The 16,756-nt window shown below is 55.2% G+C and carries 24 protein-coding genes; 1 reads left to right on the forward strand and 23 read right to left on the reverse strand.

What is annotated here, in order from left to right; all coding sequences use genetic code 11:
• The first annotated feature begins 9 nt into the window (after positions 1–9).
• Positions 10–996, forward strand: a complete 987-nt coding sequence (locus MF6396_RS25395) for a ParB/RepB/Spo0J family partition protein (protein ID WP_064492222.1) — start codon at positions 10–12, stop codon at positions 994–996.
• Between the two features lie 418 nt (positions 997–1,414).
• On the opposite strand, the gene MF6396_RS25400 is transcribed toward MF6396_RS25395, so the two are convergent.
• From MF6396_RS25400 to MF6396_RS25505, 23 genes are all read right to left on the reverse strand, one after another.
• The gene (locus MF6396_RS25400; RefSeq protein ID WP_078481804.1) at positions 1,415–2,053 is read right to left on the reverse strand and encodes a helix-turn-helix domain-containing protein; all 639 of its coding nucleotides are present in this window, start codon (positions 2,051–2,053) and stop codon (positions 1,415–1,417) included.
• Positions 2,054–2,058: 5 nt separating this feature from the next.
• Complete coding sequence (locus tag MF6396_RS25405) at positions 2,059–2,853, reverse strand: hypothetical protein (RefSeq protein ID WP_078481805.1); 795 nt, start codon at positions 2,851–2,853, stop codon at positions 2,059–2,061.
• Positions 2,854–3,214: 361 nt separating this feature from the next.
• Positions 3,215–3,745, reverse strand: coding sequence for a hypothetical protein (locus MF6396_RS25410; RefSeq protein ID WP_078481806.1), 531 nt, complete (start codon positions 3,743–3,745; stop codon positions 3,215–3,217).
• Positions 3,746–3,861: 116 nt separating this feature from the next.
• Positions 3,862–4,803 carry a signal peptidase I gene (gene lepB, locus MF6396_RS25415; protein WP_078481807.1) on the reverse strand — a complete coding sequence of 314 codons (942 nt, stop codon included), beginning with the start codon at positions 4,801–4,803 and terminating at the stop codon, positions 3,862–3,864.
• Positions 4,800–5,060, reverse strand: coding sequence for a hypothetical protein (locus MF6396_RS25420; protein WP_064492231.1), 261 nt, complete (start codon positions 5,058–5,060; stop codon positions 4,800–4,802). Before MF6396_RS25420 ends, lepB begins: the two co-directional genes overlap by 4 nt.
• Positions 5,061–5,062: 2 nt before the next feature.
• Positions 5,063–5,803 (reverse strand): hypothetical protein, encoded by a 741-nt coding sequence (locus tag MF6396_RS25425; RefSeq protein ID WP_177346346.1) that lies wholly within the window; start codon positions 5,801–5,803, stop codon positions 5,063–5,065.
• Between the two features lie 8 nt (positions 5,804–5,811).
• Entirely contained in the window at positions 5,812–6,051 is a 240-nt protein-coding gene (locus MF6396_RS25430; protein ID WP_064492232.1) for a hypothetical protein, read from the reverse strand.
• 149 nt (positions 6,052–6,200) lie between these two features.
• Positions 6,201–6,449: a hypothetical protein gene (locus MF6396_RS25435; protein WP_064492233.1), complete on the reverse strand. Its 249-nt coding sequence runs from the start codon at positions 6,447–6,449 to the stop codon at positions 6,201–6,203.
• A 319-nt stretch (positions 6,450–6,768) separates the two neighbouring features.
• Positions 6,769–7,245, reverse strand: a complete 477-nt coding sequence (locus MF6396_RS25440; protein ID WP_064492234.1) for a hypothetical protein — start codon at positions 7,243–7,245, stop codon at positions 6,769–6,771.
• A gap of 228 nt (positions 7,246–7,473) precedes the next feature.
• Positions 7,474–7,632 carry a hypothetical protein gene (locus MF6396_RS28845; protein ID WP_170978770.1) on the reverse strand — a complete coding sequence of 53 codons (159 nt, stop codon included), beginning with the start codon at positions 7,630–7,632 and terminating at the stop codon, positions 7,474–7,476.
• On the reverse strand, positions 7,629–7,901 hold the full coding sequence (locus tag MF6396_RS25445; protein WP_064492235.1) for a hypothetical protein: 273 nt from the start codon (positions 7,899–7,901) through the stop codon (positions 7,629–7,631). The genes MF6396_RS28845 and MF6396_RS25445 overlap by 4 nt, the downstream gene beginning before the upstream one ends.
• Before the next feature lie 150 nt (positions 7,902–8,051).
• On the reverse strand, positions 8,052–8,375 hold the full coding sequence (locus tag MF6396_RS25450) for a hypothetical protein (RefSeq protein WP_064492293.1): 324 nt from the start codon (positions 8,373–8,375) through the stop codon (positions 8,052–8,054).
• A gap of 102 nt (positions 8,376–8,477) precedes the next feature.
• The gene (locus MF6396_RS28710) at positions 8,478–8,636 is read right to left on the reverse strand and encodes a hypothetical protein (RefSeq protein WP_155741810.1); all 159 of its coding nucleotides are present in this window, start codon (positions 8,634–8,636) and stop codon (positions 8,478–8,480) included.
• A gap of 154 nt (positions 8,637–8,790) precedes the next feature.
• On the reverse strand, positions 8,791–10,266 hold the full coding sequence (locus MF6396_RS25455) for a DNA cytosine methyltransferase (RefSeq protein WP_064492236.1): 1,476 nt from the start codon (positions 10,264–10,266) through the stop codon (positions 8,791–8,793).
• A gap of 166 nt (positions 10,267–10,432) precedes the next feature.
• Positions 10,433–11,353 (reverse strand): recombination-associated protein RdgC, encoded by a 921-nt coding sequence (rdgC, locus tag MF6396_RS25460; protein WP_064492237.1) that lies wholly within the window; start codon positions 11,351–11,353, stop codon positions 10,433–10,435.
• 111 nt (positions 11,354–11,464) lie between these two features.
• Positions 11,465–12,115, reverse strand: coding sequence for a hypothetical protein (locus tag MF6396_RS25465; protein ID WP_177346347.1), 651 nt, complete (start codon positions 12,113–12,115; stop codon positions 11,465–11,467).
• A 149-nt stretch (positions 12,116–12,264) separates the two neighbouring features.
• A complete protein-coding gene (locus MF6396_RS29645; RefSeq protein WP_078481808.1) occupies positions 12,265–12,585 on the reverse strand; it encodes an Arc family DNA-binding protein in 321 nt (106 codons plus the stop codon).
• Positions 12,586–12,635: 50 nt separating this feature from the next.
• Positions 12,636–13,040: a TraR/DksA family transcriptional regulator gene (locus MF6396_RS25475; protein ID WP_064492239.1), complete on the reverse strand. Its 405-nt coding sequence runs from the start codon at positions 13,038–13,040 to the stop codon at positions 12,636–12,638.
• Between the two features lie 250 nt (positions 13,041–13,290).
• Positions 13,291–13,797 (reverse strand): hypothetical protein, encoded by a 507-nt coding sequence (locus MF6396_RS25480; RefSeq protein ID WP_064492240.1) that lies wholly within the window; start codon positions 13,795–13,797, stop codon positions 13,291–13,293.
• A gap of 112 nt (positions 13,798–13,909) precedes the next feature.
• A complete protein-coding gene (locus MF6396_RS25485) occupies positions 13,910–14,455 on the reverse strand; it encodes a hypothetical protein (protein ID WP_177346348.1) in 546 nt (181 codons plus the stop codon).
• A gap of 10 nt (positions 14,456–14,465) precedes the next feature.
• Entirely contained in the window at positions 14,466–15,017 is a 552-nt protein-coding gene (locus MF6396_RS25490; RefSeq protein WP_177346349.1) for a hypothetical protein, read from the reverse strand.
• Positions 15,018–15,945: 928 nt separating this feature from the next.
• Positions 15,946–16,083: a hypothetical protein gene (locus MF6396_RS29100; protein WP_223843661.1), complete on the reverse strand. Its 138-nt coding sequence runs from the start codon at positions 16,081–16,083 to the stop codon at positions 15,946–15,948.
• Positions 16,084–16,216: 133 nt separating this feature from the next.
• Positions 16,217–16,570, reverse strand: coding sequence for a hypothetical protein (locus tag MF6396_RS25505; protein WP_023383699.1), 354 nt, complete (start codon positions 16,568–16,570; stop codon positions 16,217–16,219).
• Between the last annotated feature and the right edge of the window lie 186 nt (positions 16,571–16,756).

Genomic DNA, 16,756 nt, shown 5'->3' on the forward strand with positions numbered 1-16,756 from the left:
GGCACCGCCATGACCGCAACCGTCGAAAACAGCAGCACCGAACACCAGATGGATCTGGATTTCCGCATGATCATCACCACTGGCAACATCAAAAAAGCGATGGAAAAGGGTGATGGCAAGAAGCGGTTCACCGCAGGTGACCTCTGGAACATAGCGCCAGGTACTATCCAGGTCATCCCGGGGTACAACGTCAGGGAGCGAAATGCTGCCTACTTGGCCAACGTTCAAAAACTGAAGGAATCCATCAAGGACAATGGATTCAAGAAAGACTCGGCTCTCTCGGTCATCATCCGTCGCGATGAAAATGGAGAGCAGTCAATTTGTCTGAAGCGTGGCCATCAGCGTCTTGAAGCTACGATGGAATTGATCGCCGAAGGTGAAAGCATCCCAACCGTCCCTTGCATCATTGCTGCAGATGATTGTTCCGAAGAGGACATGACTGCAGACCTTGTGATCAGCAATAATGGTTCACCGCTTAGCCCATATGCGACAGCAGTTGTTTGCAAACGCATGACCCGCTTCCATCCCGATGACCATTCCGCGATCGCCAGGAAACTGAATCTCTGGCCCGCCCAGGTTTCTGATTACCTCTTGATGATCAACGGTCCTGTGGAGATTCGGAACTATGTCCGGGACGAAGTGGTCTCGTTCACGTTGGCTGTTCAGATCCTTCAAGAGCATGGCCCCAAAGCTCTGCAAGTGATCGAGCAAGGCCTTGCTCGCTCAGCTGCTGCAGGCGGCAGAACCGAAAAACTCATGCCACGGTTTGTTCCAGGCAAGGTCATCAAGAAGGCAGTCACCAACGCTGCTCCAACGATGAGAACGGCTATCCAGGACATCCGCCAGGATAAAGGCTTCAGCCAGCTTTCTCCGGAGAACCAAAAGCGGCTTGAAGACATTCTCGAACAATTCCGCCTTGCGGAAGAGGAAGAGGAAAAACTGAACGTGAACCCGTCCGCCGAGCAAGAGCTCAACCTCAAAACTATTGAGGAATAACCATGCCTTCCAGGCTGCCCCTACACTCGATGTAGGGGCTTTTTTTGCCTACCGGAAAATGGCCTTCAACTTCGTCCACCAGGCTGTGTGCACCTCGTGCCGCTTCAATTCCCCGGCAGCTGACCACTCAAGCTGCACCGAACCGGTTGAGCCCGTGCACATGATCGTGAATCGAGTGAACGACGCGCATGCCTCACAGGCAGCAAGCCCAGCTAGCTCGAATCGATCGCCCGGCTGAGGTGTGACCTCCCCCCTCACCAACTCTCCGTTCAAACTACGCCGGCAATGGCTGCAGTCGACTGCGAAGCGGGCCAATTGAGTACCATCTGAAAAGACGATCGGGAGGCGAAGGTGCAAGGGCATCACCTGCTGCCACCGGCTGATCGCACCGTCAATTGTTGAACTGCTACCATCGTCATTACTGCTTGCCACTGATACGGCCCTCATCGATCGCCTTCATGTACACCTGGACCCAACCTGGTATCCGCCGCTGCCCTCTTTCCCAATAGCCTACTGCGGCGTACGCCCATCCCAGCGCATCGGCCAGTTGTGTTTGTGTCCAGCCTAGGACCTCGGCCCTGATGCGCCTGATGTCTGCACCGGCCAGGCTAGGTGCGTCGCCGACAAGCTCACCTTGCACTGCAGCCTCGAAGAGCGATCGAGCTGCAGCCGGCATATCGGCCCCCTTCTCCCATTTCGATACCAGCCCGGGTGACACGGACAGCATCGAGGCTATAGCTGCCTGAGTCAGGCCTGCTGCATGGCGCTGGAGGGCAAGATCAGTGTGCACGGTTTGGGTGAACTGGATCTGGTTCTCAAAGGCCATGTCGTCGCGGTAGCATTGCGCTGCGCGCTTTGCCCGGGAACGGCCGTGGTAGGCCAGGTCGCGAAAATGGCGATCGGCGACAAACTTCCCATCCTTCATCAGTCGAACACGCCAGCCGGCATCAGAAGGCTTCGATGGGCGATTGTCCCGGGTAATACCCTGCATGCTTGAGTCAGCGATGCGCCTGGCAGACGATACTTCGATGCCAGGCGCGGAATTGGAGGTCTCCATAAGCCTCAATCATCCAGGGAGTCGTTCTGACCTGACTCTTGGGCATCATCACCACCCAGGAACAGCCCATTGCTGGAGAGCAGACCACCACCCAGAACGAGAGCTGACGTAACCGCCAGCGCCGGCACCCCATCCGACTCCCCTGCGTCAGCATTGGCTCCCTTCGGCCGCGGCTTCACCGGAATCGGGATACTCGCTGCCGCAGTTGCCGTAGGAGCTTGGAGTGTCAGGGGGGCATCAGGACGCTTTTGAGGTACCGGCTTTGGTAGAGGATTGCCCCGTTCTGGCATGAGCAGTGGCACATCCTCCTCCAGATTGAGCGTGACCACACTGGCCTGCGCTTTCTCCAGGCTGCTGAAAAACTCATCAGACCGCGCCATCAATTTGCGGAACTGTTTGTCGGTCATGAGTTCCCGCCGGCGCAGCCCACCGATGTTCCGAATGGTGTCTGTAGTGATGGCGTACAGGGCATCTTGAAGCTCGGTGCGCACCTGGTGCGTCATGAATTCACACTTCAAGGACAGTACTTGTTCCGCTCGGCCAACCTGGGTCTCCAGTTTCTCAAGCGCCTGAAGCTGGCGCTGGATCCGTCGTTCTGCCACTTGGGCTGTGGTTCTGGACCGGTTGAACCAGTACCAAGCGCCGAGGAGGAAAAGGGCCCCCGCGGATGCAGCTAGGTACGTAGGCAGTTCGCTCGAAGGCGGGTCTGGCACAAGATTGAAACTGAACGAGTCAGCTGAGACCAGGGACAGTGAGAGCACCCCTGACAGAGACAAAAGCAATGGTCGTTTCGCAGTCATATCGGGCTCCAACGCTTACAGCATCAATAGGCTTATTTGATACATAACGCGTACGCGTACACGCATAGTATCGCCTTGGATTTAATTGTCACGCTGAAAGAATGAGCTGCCAGGGTTTCCCCTACGGATGACCTATTTTCGGGATGCAGCTGGAGTACTGCTGATACGGCCGGCAGCGGAAGCGCATGGGCACCCAGGCTCTTGCAAGGATGGTCAACAGCTGTGGCCGATGGGTAGTCGTGCAACTTTTCTGTGAAACGCCGCCCCGCTTCACAAAAAAAATGACCAGGCGCCGATCAAAACGGGGCCTGGTATGTCATCTATTTTGTGAACCTACACTTGGCCCGGGCATACAGCTGGTTTACAAACTGGCCACCCCAAGTGGGATGATTGGCGAGGTAACGGTATGCAGTCCACATCCGTTCCCCTCGATGCTTACCGAAGCAGTCTTGATGCGAATAGCACCCAGAATACCGACATTGGAATTGGAGATGATGCGCTCCTGGCCAGTCTGCGTGACCGAAACAGGTTCAAAATCGGCGCCCATGTCGTTGGACAGCAACTGGTTGATGCGTTTAGCCATTTCGGATGCAGCTTCGTCGGCAAGACCTTCTGCGGAAACGGAGTCAAAGCAGATGCCGATCACCTCTGCATCCGCACCAGACTCGTCGTCGTCCTGGGATAACACGACGTGGGCCGTGGCCTTCAGTTCACTGGAGCTCACCAACTCGGCAATGACTGTTGATCGATACGCTTGCTCAAGCTCAGCGAGCTCAGCGTCACGTACCGTTCCTGATGGATATGATCCGACCTGGTGCAGCAGGTTACCGCGGGAATCAACTGCAGCTGCTGCGAGCGTGGCGTATTTGATTGCTGTGTCATGGAAGTTCATGCGTTTCTCTCCTGAAAGGTGGGTGCAAGGCCTTGCGTTGCCTTACAAACAGGTAATGAGAAACACGGGGTTGTATTCTTGCTATGCTCCATGACAGCTTGCTCCTTGATAGCGAATCAGCGAGTTACACGGCTTAATTCCAATCTGCCGTTAGTGAAATCAAGATCAAGAACGGCACGACCTATGATTTCCTTGTCTGTGACAAACCCCCAGTAACGGCTGTCCAGACTATTGGAACGATTGTCACCTAGTACGAAATAAGAACCCGCGGGAACCGTACATGCCAAGCCTGACAAGTTTCGATCGCAGCCGGGGATGTCAGGAAAGTCTGTGCTTACACCAAAGTCGTTGCTGCCAGGGTCTTTAATCGTGCCGATTTGTAAGCCGTGAACTGTTTCCAGTGTATATACGGCCTGCTTGAGCTTTCCGCTACCTTCATCTTCGTACTCATATGGTTTCTCGATCCCGTGGACCGCTGGCACATTATTAATGGCGAGTACACCCGCTTGATAAGTGATGTGATCACCGGGGACTCCTACCACACGCTTGATGTAAGGCTTAGACGGATCGAGTGGGAATCGGAAAACCAAGACATCGCCAAATTTCGGTGCGCGCCCTTGCGTTATTGGCTTTGGAACGAATGGTAATCTCATCCCATAGGTGAACTTATCGACTACAACGACACTCCCCACGCCAAGCGAGGGACGCATCGATGACGACGGCACAAGGTATGGTTCGGCGACAAAGGATCGGAATAGGAGCAGGAACACGGCAACAGGCGTCAACTCCACCAGAAAGGCCAAAACGCCTTGTGTGTAGTGAGGCCGGCCTTTAGCTCCCCGATACCGTTCATAGATCCAGAACGGCAGACCAAGGGCTGCTGCAGTCGCGAGCAAGGTCGCCATGTCCAAGAATGTGCAAAGCAAAATGTATGGGCCAAGCACCGCGGCGGCGCACCCTAGGGAGTAGATCCAGGCTGGTCCATGGGCCTGATACTTTTTACGACAGAGCGCCGGAGCCGCTACCGTCAAGCCAACTCCGATCAAGAACAGGCTCATAAGTGTTTGCCCATCTTTTTATGGTAACGATAGATAGCCAGGCGGCTTATGAACAGAGCAAAAAAGATACCGCCCACTGCCCAGCCAACCACCTTGACCCAGAAGCCGTAGCTGTAGGCAGGGATGACTTCGAACTTCTCCAGGAGGAATTCAATTAAGGATCCAACCGTCCACAAGAGCGCTGCAACCACCCATCCGTTCATGAGGAGTTGGATATTGTACTTCACGCCTTTAGGCTGCTTCTGTGTAGCGAGCATATTTACTCCGCGGCTATGAACGACCACCCTGCCCGGCTTAGCGCGCATTTGTATCCGCTCAGCGGCTTGATCAACAGAGTTGACTCAAGTGACGCAGCGATACAATCAAAGTGATAGCTGTAATATGAAGAAAGCTTCTCCACGTCCGCACTAAGGGCTCGCCAGTATGTCTCGTAATGCCGGCTGCCTAGAACGGGTGCAGTATTTTCGTATTGGAGAGGAAACGGCTGCAGGGTAAGAAGCGCCAACCGGCATTTCGAACGAAGCCAGGTGCATGAAGCGTCGACGATAGACTGACTCAGTTCTGACGACCTGAATTTATCGCGAACTTCCAGCCGGGTTATAACAAAGACGCTGCCAGCTTCCAGCACAGCGGCGAAGTCCTGATGGCAGGTCCTGACCAGCTCCTGAACCAGCGCCTGGACGGCCTCGCTGACCAGATCGCAAGCATCAGCCAAGGAGTATCGCTTCCCCTCTCCACTGGACAACAAAACCCCGTCCAGGATAGCGACCGGTACAGCCTCTGACTTCGATAGGAGCCAGGCTGTAACCAGTCGCCCTTCACACACCGCAGGGCCATCAAATACATCCCCTGAAAGGCTCAGCTCCACGGTATAGCCACCTGCGAGCTCCACGCGCTCAACCACCCCGTGATGCATCGGAATCTCGCTGTAGAAGCCGGTATCTATCAGGCTTCGCACATACGGACGGCACCGAGTGATTTGCGTCAGGCTGGCAGGCATGCTGCAGTTCAGCGCAGACCGGTGCCAGCACGAGCCTGCTCAGCCTTGGTTTTTTTACGATCGGCCATTTTCATCAGCTGTACGAAAAGCGCTGCCATCACCAGGACCGCGATCAGCACGAAAGCGAGTGTGGGGGTGATGTGGCCAATCTTTGCCCACACAAACACGAATGCCGCGAGTGCCAAGGCTGCCGGCACTTGGCCAACAATGTTCAATGTCCGCATGGCCCAGAATTGGATTTGCTGCATCTCAAGCTCCTAGATTTGATTGATAACACGTACACATAATACTAGAGGAATCGATATACTGCTAGCCATTCGATGTCATGATGCCGCCACAAAAAAAAGCCTCAGTTCACAGATATGAACCGAGGCCTTGGCCATCAACAAGGATTGGCTTACAGCGGGATGAAGATCGAGTAGAAACACACTGCCAGTGCGGCTGCGCAGAGGGCCGAGCACAGCCAGATCAGGAGATTGACATCGCGCAGCGAGCGATCAGCAAAGCCCTGAATGGCCTGGACCTGCTCAGGGCCAGAGGCGTTTTTCACAGTGAAAAGAGCTTTGCGGCGCTTGATAGCGATCGAAATGATCACGGCCAGCACCACAACGGCGATACGAGCGAGCATGTCGGTAGTGATTGTCATAGCGGTTCCTCAGGTTGGGTTGGATACAGAACAGGTAGTACGATTTACTGGCGAGAGGTGGCATCACGGCCGCCCCCCTTGTTGAGACATGATTTTGATGGCTGCTAATACTGGGTCCCTGGGGCCGGTATCCTCGCCCTCGCAATGGGTCCGGTGCTCACCTGGCTTGATCAGGCAGTACCGACCCACCGGCTTAGCTGCTGCCATCTCGAAGCCACGCTGGGCCCAAGGTTTGAACAGGATCAGGCCGACAGCAGCAACAGCGCAGATAGTGGCAACGGCAGCTATAGCGATGCGCAGAGAGAAGAATCGCCCTCGACTATTCACCGACAGCAAGCTCCACCCCGGTCGACAGGCTGATCATCTGAACTGCAAGGTCTGGGTTTATCAGCCCTTTGGAGGCGAGCCCCCTGATCTGGCCGGAGAAGAACTGCACGAAGAATCGTTGCGAGGCGTGCACGCTTTGCTCAGCAGCACCGTGCTCCTTCACCTGGTCACGGCGCTCGATGGCGGCGGCGGCCGAGGTAGCGATAGCGTTGGCCAAGTCCGCAGCTCCGGCCTCACCTCGGGACGGCAGCCTCGTCACGTCAAGTTGCGCAAGGACATCATGTGGGAGATGCAAGCTCGAAAAACCCTCACCGTACCACCCGTCATACACCGACACCCCGTGCTCGTCGGTGGCCAGCACAGTGAAATAACGAGAGAGCTGGTGGGACTGATCGTCACCGACAGCAAGCTTGGGTGGGTTGGCCACCTCGTAGCCGGCGCCGACCTCGAATTCGAGTGTGTTGGCCAAATTGAACGCTCCTATCGGTTCGAAGAAATTACCAGGCACAAAAATACATAACGCGTACGCATACGGCTATAGAGTCGATGCAAATCTGCCAGCCTATTGCCGCTCATTGCCCGCAAGCAGCGCCTGGGAGGACACGGCGGCACCGAAAATCAGAACCAAAAAAAAGACCCACCATCTAGGATGGTGGGTCGGATTTAGCGTTACTTTATAGGTAGCTCTGCTGAGCGTTTATTTGGATTGCAGCGGCTTGCTGGTTTGGTTTGCACCGTACTTTACGCGTCTGAACTCACTTTTGATGGCAGCTACAGCTCCCATCAAAGGTGCGAAGAAGATACGTGGTGCTTGCCTTGCAGCATTAGCGAACTCAGACCCAAATGTTTGATTCATTCAGCAAACTCCTTGACTGCGCGATATGCGCCAATGCAGATAAATATAAAGAAGAGACTTGCGTCAGCCAAAACAAGGGCTTGTTCAAGTAGCGTCAATATATCCAGCGTGAACTTGCTAATACCAAAGTCAGCAAGGTAGTGGACCAAATGGTTGAGCAGAACTGCTGGCACCATGATGATGAAAAAGATGACAGTACCGACGAAGCCATGAGCTGCGAAGTGTGCGATCGGGTTCCACCAAGGTTTTTTGTTGTGCGTTTTCGACATCTGTTACTCCTGAAAGGACCTGGGGCGGTCGTTGAGAAATCCCATAGGCCTTCTTGCGGTAGACCTAGCCCCTGGAGATGCGTAACGCGGGTGTGTAATCGACAGGCACAAAAAAAGCCAGGCATAACCTGGCTGGGTGAAATATCTCGATCAGCTCTGCCGGGCCTGCCGCAGCCGACCTGGTGTGAATTTGCCTGAGAACGAGAAGCCGAGATCCCTCACTCGCTCACGGACCTTCAGCTTGTTGGATTTGTCACCCCGCTCCTTGTGGAGCTCGACGTGCTCTGCCTCCACCTGGAGTAAGAATTCGACGTCCTTCTGACACAGCTCCAAGGACTGCTCCAGTTTTTTTCGGTCCGAAAATTTCTTTCCGATCAGAGCGGCCGAGGACGCAGCCAGGACGGTACTGGTGACAGCAGCAAATGCATTTATCAAAGCGGATTGAACAGCAGGATCGTTGATTGCGAGAAGCATGATGGCCCCCTGAAAGTTAACTTGCTCCAAGGGGATGCTTCACAGAAACCAGTAAACCACAGGCACAAAAAACCCGCTCGATCGGCGGGTTCTTTGTGAAGGTCAGTGCTTGGCGGTGGTTTTGGCTGAGCGGTCGCCGCCGCCAGCCTTAGCCATTTCAGCCTTGATGGCCTTATAGGCACCAATCACAGGCGCAAAATAGATGCGAGGTGCCTGCTTAGCCGCACTCATAAATTCAGAAGCGAAAGTGATCGCTTTCATGTGCTTGCCCCCTCTCTGGGATAACTAGTGACTCATGTATAGCAAATTAGCTGAGCGCCATCAAGCGTCTGAAACAATTTCAGCGAGCAAAGAAAAACCCGATTCGCATAAGCGAACCGGGTATATGTTGCGTTTGAAGCGAAAAATCAACCAATCAGATCAGCAAAGCCAATGATCCAGTTTGGAATTTGTCTAAATCCGCACCTGCCGACTCATCCTTGCTGGCATGAGTAGACCGAATGGGGAAGTTGACTATATTATTGCGTGATGCCATCAGAGACCTACCCACTTCCTCGCCCACTGAGACAAATTTCGGAAAGCTGACGCTTTGGCCGCAAATCTGATGGCCTGTAGTTTCCGAAACACCATCGGTAATTCCGGCTGGCATTCCTTTTAGTCTTTCATGCTCGGCCTTGGTGAACAACCTGCTCAGCGCCGGATTCTCTGGATGAAGCAGGTATGGCTCAGTTGAACGGCCGCGCTTGTAGCCGCGACTGAGAACCCCGCAACCATCTTCTTCACCTGTCAAAAGTTGACGCATGAACCCCTTGCCATGTGCAATATCACGCGCTTCCTTCTTTGCAAGATACTCATAGTCCTTCCAGGATGGATCATCGAACGGAACCTCATCCAGAATGTCGTTGATACACGATTCACGAACTCTGTTTTGCTTAAGATTTTCGAATGAGAAACTATCGCCAATGCCCGGGGTCATCGCTACTACAACCAAACGCTTACGACGCTCTAGCGTTCCAAAGTCCCAGCCATCAAGAATAGCCTCATGAACTTTATACCCTAGGTGGCTAAACACGCTGCGTATCACGGCCATTGATGCTGTATTCGCGTACTCCCCAACATTTTCAAGGATTGCAACGCATGGATTTACGTGCCGCAACCAATTCAGATAGTCCACGAATAATGCGCCAGCACCGTCATGGCATTCGGCATGCTCAAGCTTCAACCGGCTGCGGCCCGCTCTACTCGCTCCCAGGCAGGGCACTCCGGCGATGAGTACATCACACTGAGGGGTATTATCTCCCAACCATACATCACGAACGTCAGATTCAATTGCAATTGAGTCTTCAGTCCATAGCTCGCTATTATTGCGCATTGAGCAGTCAAGATACTCACCCTCAATCTCAACACCAACTTGAATGAATGACCCAACACCCGAACGCATCAACCCCGAGTGAACTGCTTTATCCGCGATACCCCCGCCGTGAAAGATGCTCGCAACTGCGAGCTTTGCACCTCGCTCCAACTTATCCTTCATGCGCTTGAGGCGCTCGCGGATCTTGGTTTGAATCTGCAGTGCAGTGATCACAATCCGGCCACGACGAATCGCAACCCGGACCTTATGATCATCTTCAAAGACTTCACGAATTTGCTCAGATCGCAGATCGATTACTGGATGAACAATCCCATTACGCTCTCGTTTTGAAACGCTGATGCACTTTCCGGCAAAGCCGGATTGAACCTCAATTAGTTCTAGACGTCGGGCAACCTTGTCAGACTTGATCGAGTATTTTTTGCCAATCTGAACACCCGCTGTCAGCAGGTGACGGCCCTCCATGAAGACACGTGAAACGCCTTTCGATTCGCCAATTTTTGCGTTGATGATGGTGGTCATTATGCTGCTCCAAGTAGTCGACACAGCTCCCCTGACGGGGACTGAGCCCGATCGGGGAAATGACAAACTGGTTGTCCGTACACACCTGGAATGCGGAACAAGACTCCATACTTTTTACGTGCAAAAAAAGCCCCCGCCACGGCGGAGGCTTGATGTCCTGCTTGATTCAGATGGACGCCGGCACTTCCTCCCCACCCAGCGCCTCGTACAGAGCTGGGAGAAATTCGGCGAAGGTCATCATCATCAACACGAACGTAGCGTCAGCCTGCGCCAGCGCATCCTCTCCTCCATCCTGGCTGGCCTGCTCCTGAAGCAACTCTTCGAACTTCAAGCGCCTGATCACCAGCTTGTCGTCGAGGACAAACGACAATTTGTCCTGCCAAGCCAGCGAAAGCTTGGTCGCGACCTTGCCAGTCGCCAGGTGATTTTTGATTTCGTCGCTGGTGAGGTCCTGCCGCTTGCAGCGAACTGATCCGCCATCTTCATGGGTATCATTCAGTTCACATTCGTCCAGGACGTAGAAACCTTCGCTCGCCTGGCCGGTTTTGAGCCAGTCAGTGAGGGTCGCGCTCGGGGCGATCTTCACAGTCACCGGGCGCACCGGGAGGGACCCCATTACTTCACGGAGGGTGGAGAGCAGATCCTCTGCACGTTTGGCGCTGGCATTGTTGACGATGATCAGCCCGAGCTTGGGCGCGATGGCCGCTGTTATCACACCCCGACGGATAAACGCCTTCGGCAGCATGGCCTGGATCGTTTCGTCTTTGATCTGGTCACGCTCTTTCTTGTAGACCTTGCGCTGCTGGGCGTTCTCGATCTCCTCGACCTTCTCCTTCACAGCATCATTGACAACACTTGCCGGCAGGATGCGCTCTTCCTTCCGAGCACTGATCAGAAAGAAATTCCCGCTCTGGTGAACGAGTGGAGCTTCCTCCCCCTTGCCCAGCGGCGCGATGAAGCCATAGGTGACCAGCTCTTGCGAACCGCACGGCCGTGCCGGCTTCGACGCCAGGGCGGCTTGGAGAGTATCCGTGGCGAATTCAATATCTTGGGTCAGACGGTAAACGGTCAGATTCTTAAACCACATGGTCATGCCTTGTTAGGTGATGTCGGTGATGACAGCGCCCCTATGAGCGCAGTCTTGAGTAATTGAGGTTGAAGCAGCTGAGTGATATCTGCCGGGAAGGTGAGCTGTCGATCAGCCTGCAGCCGCGTAGCGGAGGCAATCGATCTCTTGAGCTGGGTTAGGCCGGTCGAGCCCTGCCCACCATCCTCCCCACTCCTCACAACTGATCGGTCGCGATGTACCAGGTGCCCCTTCTACGCAGAACTTGCCTAAGTCCGACGACCAGGTGACCACCAACAAGGAGGCATCAATGCCCTCCTTCCCGCTCCAGTTCCAAAAATGGCCGGCACTTTCGGGTACCGCCTGTGACCAGATGCGGCGCGTACTGCCCTCAGTAGCCCGCTGGCGCTCAGTAGGCGCATTTTCAAAACGGTTGGATGGGGAGATGCCGAAAGTCGCGAGCGGGCCTTCAATGGCCGTCTGCTGCAGCCAGGGCATCGGAGAGTTCATGTACGCGATGTAGTTGGCAAAGAGATTCGCGGTGTCACGAACCCCTACTGCGGTTGCGTACTTCAAGAGTTGGGCCGCCTGCGCTGGTTGTGGCGCTGCGAGCAGCTTTCGCAAAAACACCGCTTCTGCCGTTGAGAACTGATGGCTGCCGGCATGGCCGCTAGCTCCCGGTGGAACACTGAGCCCCGCGGCATGCGCCTCGATCATGGCCCGGTCGACCTCAGCATCGAGCGATTCGCCGCTGAGCAGCGCGTCGATGCCGATACGCACCATTGGGGTATTGGCTTTCCCGGTTCGGAGGGCGGGCCACGCAAGTAGAAATACCGCTGGGCGGCCTTCAAGAGCAACGCCGCAATGTCGGCAGTGCCGGCGCCAGTTGCGCCAGGAGCTACATCAAGCAGGTTCCCCATGGCGGTCTTCCCTCACTGCGCGCCGGCGATCGACAGCCGCGGCGGCTGCTGCAGACCGGCCTTCGTTGTATCTTTGCCCTGAGCGGCCTTGATCTGCGCCAGCTCCTGCTCCAGCTCCTCACAACGCCGGGTAACCTGCGCCAGCGTGCGCACCGTCAGGTCGCCATGCTCATCCTGCTCGATGCTCAAGTCCAGGCGAGCAATGATTTCCGAGTTCATGCTGCGGTGATTGTCTCTCGCGATTTCAGCGATCTTCTCTCGCATGCCGTCAGGCAGGCGCACCACGAACTTATCTGCTGTGCGGGATGTATTGCGGGGCTGGGACTTGAGCATGGGAATTAACCTCAGTATGGCGAGCTGGCGATGTCTCAGGTGAAAAGTGATTACGCAGCGCGAAGGTGCCGGGATTTGTTCTCGCGGCTCTCCTTGGCCTCGACAGTCAGGAGCGATCGAGGATTTGAGAGCAAGCGACGGAGACCAATCGGCTCACCGGTGTCTTCGCACCAGCCGTAACTACCGTCTGCAATCGCAGACATGGCCAGCTTGATATCGCGCAGACTTTGGTTTTCACGCTCGATGCTGCCCAGGATGGACTGGCGCTCTTGTTCGATCAGTGCGGCGTCCACTTCATCAGGGGCTTTCTCCAAGCCCGTCAGATCGACGCGCAGCTGCTCGATGCGTCCCATGGCTGTAGCACTTTCGTTCGCCAGCAGGTTTTTGAAGAACGCTACTTGCTCAGGGTTCATGTACTGGTCGTCGGGCTGTTGCAGCAGTTCCTGAGGGGTCATCGATTGGGCCTCGTGATTGGTTGGGTCAATGTGCCTGGCGCCAGCGTTTCGTCTAGAGAAACGGCTGCTTGATGTCACCATGCTGTCATTTTCACACGCACCGATATTACTGGCAGTATCCGAAACGCACAACAAGCAAATTACACATACGTGTTATGCATGCTGAAAAAATAAATTTGACCCGGTCTCCAGAGCTTCCTGCAGGCGTAAAAAAACCCCAGCGCCTAAGCGGTGGGGTTTGGGTGAATCGTTAAGCCGCTGCCGGCTGAAGGCTTCGTTTGTCCACGTAGATTTCCTGCACGAGATGAACCCGATCTGGATTCTGCTGCGCGAATTGAGCAAGAGCGGCGCCCGGGCTACCACCACCACAGCGGAATGTTTGAAGCGCACCCTCGTTTGGCATCGAGTAGACCAGCAGGAACGCGGTGTCCTCGTGATAGCGGTTGGCTGCGTAGTCGACAGCTTTCCCTGTCAGACCGGCCATTTCAACAACCCACTGCAGGGTTTGAGCTCGAACCTCAAGCTCGATCATCGCCTCCTCGCCAGTGCGGGGGAACTGAGCCTGCGACATATCACGGCCCATGTAGGCTGTCTTCGCTTTTTCGAACTGACTGAGCACAAGATGTGCGAAATCGCCGAACTGGAACGCCAGCTTGGCCCGCAGAAGGTCCAATGGCTGATAGAAATCAGGAGCTTTCCAATCAGCTGGTACACGGCCTTCAGTGGAGACTGCTACTGCTTGGTTTGGGTTAGTCATGGTGCGGCTCCTCATGTGCGTTAAGTTTGTACGTGGAGATGGCCCACACGGACATGTATGACGTGTGGCCTCGCCCCTAGCGCTGGTTGCATGGCGCCGGCATGCAAAAGGCTCACGCCGCTTGCACGTCCAGGAGGTGTAGATCTGCAGGGACGCTCACGACATCCCCAAGCCAACGCCGAACGGCGTCCCTCTGAGTGGCGACTGGGCAGCCAGGCTCAGTGCTCATCATGAAACCAAATGCCTTGAAGCTCGCTTCACGCATGGCCCATTCCAAGCCTCTTCCGCTCAGATCTTCGACGAACACGGTCTGGTAGGAATGTTCTGTTCTGCAACGACCAAGCAAGCCCGGTGCGGTAGCCCGGGCGAGTAGAGCCGAAGCGCCGGCGGCGAGCTCAGCGCCATTCTCATCCGCTACCACCCAATCCCAGTGGTTCGCCGCGACGACGTCGCGCAGGCTGAGCTGGGGCTGTGAGAGGTGCGATTTGGCCATGTCGAGCGCATGCTGCGCATTGGCTGCAGCGAACAGTTCGCCGGTGACGACTCGGAATGCTTTCAGACGGAAAGTGTCTGCGGCATCAGGGTGTTGCTGGGTAGGTTCGGTATGACGCATGGTGGGCTCTACACAAATTGCTTCAGTGGTAATGGGCGCTTTCATAACCGCCACCTCAGCCAACACCTGCTCGCACCATCCGCACCTTCACCCCTCGCTGCTCAAAAGCCTTGGCTACGCGCCCTTGACGCTCGTCTTTGCCATCGCCGAAGACGATGGCGTGAGTCACCCCGCCTGGCAGAGTGTCGGGAGTCGTATGCCTGGCCACTGAGGCCAACGGGACATTCAATTTCTTGCTTATCAGTTGGCGGTGGCGCTCACCCGTGATTAAGCAGTCAATGACGACCTGGTTCACCTGGTGATCAATGATGAGCTTGGCAATCCGGTCCGCTTGAGCGCTGTCGATCGTGGGGCCCGAGGTGCTAATGAAGAGCTTAGAGATGACCTGGGCCGCAGCCTTATCAGCCTCTCGGATGAAAGCCAGGAGCTGACCGCAAGCACTGCAGTTGTATAGGGCTGTGCCCCTGACAATGCTGTTGTGCCTTTTGGTCGAAAACCGGAATGTTCTACCTTCACACCCGCACTGGTACAGGAACTCCCTCTTCACCGATCTCGATGTGTCCAGTTGGTGACATCTGTCGGCCTGGACCTTGAACACCTCAACCATAATCTGGGTCCATTCGGCCCCGTGCGGATCGACCTCTGCCCCCACACCAGGTGAGTGACATAGTGGGCGACCTCATGCGGACAGATTTGATCGAGGTACTCTGAGAGATTCTCTCGCGCCAAAATGCGGTTGAACCGGAACTGCAGGTCGTAGCACCGGCCAGTCTCCTTGTCTTTGCGGTACCTGAACATGCCACCGGATTTACCAGTGAGGTTAAACAGGACCGGTATCTCTGGAATGTCGCGGGAAAGATGAGATGCCGCCAGCCCCAGGCACTCTGTGACACGGGCCCTGACCGCCTTCAGTTCGTCGACGGGGAGCATCAGGCTTCAGCCTCTGGCAGCACCTGGTTACTCAGCTGGGTTGCACGAGCAGAGGAAGGTGTATGCATGGCTGGGGGCGGGCTCTTGGATAGATACTGCAGATATTACACGTACGCGTTAAGTATCGTAAACGCACAAATCAGATGAAGAAGCCAGCTCACCGGCTCCCTGCAGCTGCGCCGATCGCCTTTCCGCGGGCAAAAAAAACCTCAGCTAGGCTGAGGCTTTTTGATGGTAGTGATTATTCATTGCTACCTAGGCACGAGCTTTACGGCGGCGAGAAGTATCCGGTCATAGCGCATGACCAATTGTTTGAGACGGCGGCTAGATACGTTGCCGTTGATCGCCTTGGCTACCATTCTCTCGTGACGTGCCTGGGCGCGACGCAGCCGCTGGCCTTGTTCTCCTCCCCACAATTTGAGAGGCATCTCCGGACCAGTAGGGGTCGAGTTGAGTGTTCCCATGTGCAATCTCCTGAGGCTTGCGTTGCATGACTCAGGGAGATGCGGAACGCAATTACATACGCCTCATTCGACTTTCATTTTGCCAGGAGTATAACGAGCCAGACGGCCAAGACCTGCGCGGATCCTCGGTGCCGATCGCGCCTACTTCGCCTTTGACTTCTTGGTGATCACAATTTTTGGCAAGCCGCGGACCGCGTCATCCCAGTGCGGATCACGGTCTGGATCGTTGACCACCTTGCTGATCCATACAGCTGTTTTCTTCCAGCGAATGGCAAGCATACGGCCGTTCCAGCCCCGCTTCTTGTAATGGTTCCTGAACTCGTCTGGCGTCAATGGACGATCTTGGAGTTGAACTTCGTTTTCCAAATTCTTGCACCCGAAATTGTGAAGGCCCGGCGGCATGCCGCCTGATTCAATCGATTATTGAAGCTGCTACATCATCCCAGTCACTAGGCGTTGCGGCTCCCGTAGCAAAAGCAAACCGCATGGCGACCGTGGGACTTCTATTCTTCATCAGGTAAGCCGCAGCACCAGCACACATGGCTTCATGGCCCGAGGCCTTGTAATTGCCGTCTTCATCCCATTCACCACCTTTTCGTGAGTGGACCGTCTTGTGGCACTGGAATGTACTCTGATCATCCTCCATCAGCCCTTCAATAATCCCGTCCAATCGCCCAGGCGCAAGCTCGATCGCTCCCTCCTTGAGAAATGGACAGTTCGCACATGGGCGCTTAAGCCGCAGGTGATGTGCGAATGGATCAGGCATGCAGAGTCCTCGAAAATTATGTATGGCAACAGTTGGTCATCCAGACCCCTTCCACCTTCGGCCCATCCACGCAGGGCTGAGGGAAGCTTCTTTTTTAAACTATAGGACAACAATAATCAACAATGAACTACCTGCCCACCATCTGCAAGGCACAAAAAACCCGGCCTCGTGGGCCGGGTGGATGAA

It is taken from the genome of Pseudomonas sp. MF6396, assembly GCF_002018915.1.
GTDB lineage: Bacteria > Pseudomonadota > Gammaproteobacteria > Pseudomonadales > Pseudomonadaceae > Aquipseudomonas > Aquipseudomonas palmensis.